At 35.4% G+C, this 4,838-nt stretch carries 3 protein-coding genes; all 3 read right to left on the minus strand.

Annotation, left to right across the window (positions count from 1 at the left end; genetic code table 11):
• Positions 1-514 precede the first annotated feature (514 nt).
• Positions 515-1,540 carry a tyrosine-type recombinase/integrase gene (locus tag GVY43_RS15315; RefSeq protein ID WP_159563728.1) on the minus strand — a complete coding sequence of 342 codons (1,026 nt, stop codon included), beginning with the start codon at positions 1,538-1,540 and terminating at the stop codon, positions 515-517.
• Positions 1,541-3,025: 1,485 nt separating this feature from the next.
• Entirely contained in the window at positions 3,026-3,307 is a 282-nt protein-coding gene (locus GVY43_RS15320) for a hypothetical protein (RefSeq protein WP_159563729.1), read from the minus strand.
• 788 nt (positions 3,308-4,095) lie between these two features.
• A complete protein-coding gene (locus GVY43_RS15325) occupies positions 4,096-4,488 on the minus strand; it encodes a hypothetical protein (protein WP_159563730.1) in 393 nt (130 codons plus the stop codon).
• Positions 4,489-4,838: the final 350 nt, after the last annotated feature.

The raw sequence follows: 4,838 nt of genomic DNA on the forward strand, positions 1-4,838 counted from the left end.
TTATTATCGATTTATCTGGGTGATTCTCCCTTCTGAAAATTCGCAACATAGTATGCTCATCATTGAGACAACGTATTGAAAAGATATTTATTTGGGAGAAATGTCATTCAAAATATGTAGGGTTGCTATCTCATATTCGCTCGCACATTGATATTCAGATGCGATATGCTAATGGTGTTCACGCTGAGGGATTTAAAAACTTCTCGGTCTTTTACCCTTGGCGTGCTCAACCTTTTTGCAATGTCGTTGGATGTTCTCGTTACATCGGTCAGAAGCAATTTATGTTTCTTTCCTGGATTCCATGTCCTTCACTCTGATATTAAATAATTCTCTGTCTAGATATGTATACTGTAATATAAAGTCATTGATTAACTTGTTTGTTCTTCGAGAAAGGACTCTGTCTACAGGAGAGAAACAAAGAACCCACAAATCGCCCCGGAGCAATTTGTGGGTTCTTTGTTTATATTCCATATATTTCTAATAATTAAAAATTGAACTTGATTTTTCGCCAATTTTATTTATAAGGTAACTTGAAATTGACAATTCTAGCATGAGAATTAAGCGATTGGAGATAACCATTAGTAGTGCTAATTGACTTGTGTCCAACGATTTGCATAACGTCAATTAGAGGAACGTCATTTGCCAGCAATTTTGTAATGTAAGACCTTCTGAACCAATGAGGGGAAGTATATTCTTTAGAAGCTACATTCTCAACTGCCTTACGAGATATCATTCGTAAAGCTTCATATGTTATAGCTTTTTCATTTTTCTTTGTACTGAATGCAATGAAAGGAGATGAAATTTCTTCTATTTTCATAAGGGTTTGCAGGCGATTAATGAGATACAATCCTTTTTCAGTGATAGGGACTAGACGCAATTTACCACGCTTTCCTTTGACCCTAAGATATGATGTATTATACTCCCTACTCAAATCAACAAATTTAATCGTCAAAAGTTCCGACGCCCTTATCCCGGTTGTCAATAGTAAGTACCCAATTGTTTCATTGCGAAGCTCTATTAACTCCTTTTGATAAATTTGTTTGACAGTGTAACGGAATGATTCTGCAATTTTTTCTATTTCAGCGAAATCAATCTCACGACAGATTGGTTCTGGTCGTCTCTGATTTTTTACGTGGAAAGCTAGGTTATGTGAATGATATTGATTGAGATAGAGGTAGGTCAGTAACCGCTTAAACATGCTGTTTTTTCGTTGGGCTGTACGTGGGGCATACTGCTCGTTTACCTCGAATAAGTAGCGATGAACGTCAAGAACCGTCAAACTCTTTAAACCTTCTGTCTTCGTCATCACGAAGCTGAGTACAAATTCAAGATCTTGCTTATAGGCGCGAAGAGTATGAGAATTTTTTACAGAATAAATAGGAAATAATTCCGTTGCCCAAAACAACTCAATAACTTCAATATCACTTAGTGTCTCGAGATCAATATAATTATTCTTCAAAGCTTCCATCAATTTTGCGTTTGTCCCAGTCAGTTCTTGCAATGCCAATTCAAACAACTGTTGTTTCTTTTCAATTTTCATTTTTCAGCCTCTTTTCATTTAAACTTCAAGACACACTTTTTACTGTTATCTCAATACTTTAAGTAATACATGAGTAATTTAAATTAAATACTTGTGTATTTATAGATTTAATCAGGATTTATAGGTAATACATATTTTAATTGTATTTAATCAAATTCATCAACTTGTGATAATCTTATATTATCACAAGTTGATGAATTTGATTAATGTACTAAGAAGGATGGTTAAAAATAAAGCCTACTTAAATTTATAAATAAAGTAATTGATTTAATTATCGATTGAATTTCATGTTTTAAGAAAGATTTTGCTAGCGACTAGGATGATGATTGTAGTAATCAAGGTTAGCGTATGGGTCCTCTTTCCTCGATTTTTGTAGCTCTCAATGACCATATTCTCAAGGCGGTGGCCCTTCAAGTAGCGTTTAACCACATGAAATTTGAAAGTTTTTGTAAATTTTAACATAAAAGCACCCTATAAAAGTTGGACATGAAAATCAACTTTTATAGGGTGCTTTTATCATCTATCTCTTTTTGTCTCGCTTGGTTCCTGTGCGATTTCGGAGCAGCCTGGTCGAAACCAGAGCTACAATCATCCCCGTCCATATAGTCCCAATTTTCTCTTGTCATCTGTTCCGCCTGTTGTAGCCATCATCCCGATGTTCCAGAAAAGCAAGGATCTACGAAAATGAGGCGATTAACTCGTTCTCTTTCCCATTACATTAAGTTTCCCTCCGTTTAAGCCGAACGTCAAATCTTAGGGAACTGCTCACTCCTTACTGCTAGAAACAATCATTTGCGTTAGATTCTACTTTTCCTCTAAGTCATCGATTGACGTCAGGTTCAGGCACAGCTAGTCAGAATACACAAGAATGGCCTCGTAGATAGGTTTTTTTAGCCCCATTCAATCTTGATCAATGCCTCAGTGACCCGGTGTTTTTGCTTTACAGTCCCTTTTAGCATTCATCTCTCTTTTTAAGCTACTCATTACTTATTTCACATCTTTCTCATTTGAATTTTTTATGATTATCATTCGAGCTTCATAATCAATATTCATGATTGTGTCATAGAACAAGCTAACTTCCCAATCAGTGCTATTTTTTAATATTATATGTGCTATCGGCATCATATAGGCGTTGTTTAAGAAGCACTCCGTGGCCACCTTACTACTTTGAATATATTGATCAGACTTTGCGGGGCAAAAAATTGTCCATCCCATTATCTCGATTGATTGCATTGTTCTCACACCCTTCACCTCTCTTTTTATCTCTCGATTAAATGGAAGGTACGCCCGTTAATATCAAATTGAATTTTAAAACCGACTAGTTTAAAAGAAATATATTTTGCGTTAGAATCTTGTACGATTTCAACATGCTGTCCTGTGGAAATATCGATAAGCGTCAATCGATCCGATAAGTTCTCAATAACAATATAATTCGAAGGGTAGTAGAACACATATCCCCACTTATCTATGTATTCCCATGACTCATCACTCATTATGTCTTTTCTCCCATTCTTCGCTCGTTAAAGCCTCTTCGCTCGTCCGAATACTAATCAACCTTTGATTATAATCAATCAAGACGCTTGTCAACCAGTTTGGTTGAAAATGTAATTTGCCGTCTTCCAATGCCTCTATTCTAAGATATGTATTTTCAAAGCTTGCGTGCACCAACACTGCCTTCGATTCTTCTGGACGTGAGTCGACTATGACTTTAAGAAAATGAGTCATTTCATCGATGGCCCATTCTCCTAAATATTGAATTTCCTTCAATGGCTTTCCTCCTTTAATTGAACGTGATTCTATAACAATAGATAACCGTTCAGATGTCAATAAATTATAGAACTAAAAAGATAAACTAGTTCTTTAAATCTATAATGACAACATCTGATTTTTGAAATCACTAAGCATTTTATCAACTGATGAAAAGACGCTCCTAAAGGAACGTCTTCCTGCGTTAGAATGTTTTTTGTTCTTGCAGGGGGATTTTAAAATAAAGCGTAATTTTATCCCATGGGATAAAATTACTTTAGGGTTTCCAAAAAATATACAAGAAAAGAGATAAACTGAATGTTCAAATATGAAATACTGATAAAACATTTTTTGAAATCAGCTCGAGAGACTTAACAAATCGATGCTTGTACGTCTTATCCGGTACCGTCAACTCTCTTATGAGGGATAGAACTGATTAACAGGAAGTTTTCAAAAATCGTTCTTAAGTTTTTTGTTCAGCCGTCTCGACGGCAGAGTGTACTTTTGAAAAATGAGTGTTCATACTACACCTCGCTCGAGGTTTAATTCTTCCCGACGTTGTCTCGGTGATAGTTCGTACTCTCGTTCGTGAGGTGAACTCAGCGTTTACCTTCACTTTCTCCACTTAGACCGATTAGAAGTGTATAGGCGGGATTTTTCTGAGGTTGCCAGAGATAGGGGTCATCCGCGTGATGCGTCCTTTAGTGACCTCGATTCCTGCAAGAAAAGTGTGGGCAACGGAAGGTCGAATTCAATCATTATCCTTACCAATAAACCAAATCATTCGTCGGATGGATGAGATTATTCTCCTATTTTTTTATATCTGTCGAATATACAGACCCATCAACCAGAGTAATTCGAATATACTCAACTGAATCGTTGTCTGAATAAAAAGTAAGTATCTCATAAGATTTATCATTCATGATGTATTTTGTGTCACTACTAGCAATTCCTAAAATAGACTCGACTTCATCTAGTGTCATCCCATATTCAATTTTCTCATAATCTCTTTGAATATTTGATACTTTGGGAGCATACACGTCTTGATTATCTACTAAATCCTCTGTAGAGATCGTATTTATTTCCTTGCCAATCTCATCAGTCACTATTTTTGTGCAAGCTACAAGTCCACCTATGAATAATATGACTCCTAATGTAACAAGACACATCCTCTTTATCAATTTTCCTTTTTCTAACCTCACTTCAAACGACCCCCAATTATATAAACATCTTTAGTATTTAACCTTACTTGATAGAATTAAAGATAGAATTCAAAAATGACATGGTATGGATGTTAAATTTGAACTGAATCTACTTATATTAAGTACGCAGAATTAAATTCTTTCCTTATTTTAAGGAATACCAAGCAAAACTAGCTCATGCGTAAATGGTAAGATTAGTTTTCGAATTGCGTAACATATCCTACTCATAGCAGCAGAGCTGTTAAAAAACTGATGGATTGTTAGATACTGAAAATACTTAAGTCATTTAGAATGAGAGAAAATATGAAGGTTTTGTGCTCCAGCTTACAAATCTTTCTGTTTCTTTAACC

The sequence above is a fragment of the Exiguobacterium sp. 8H genome (assembly GCF_902506255.1).
GTDB classification, from domain to species: Bacteria; Bacillota; Bacilli; order Exiguobacteriales; family Exiguobacteriaceae; genus Exiguobacterium; species Exiguobacterium profundum.

What these genes read in the sequence shown, in the direction of transcription:
- GVY43_RS15315 (WP_159563728.1), bottom strand. Translation starts at nt 1,540, where the DNA reads ATGAAAATTGAAAAGAAACAACAGTTGTTTGAATTGGCATTGCAAGAA.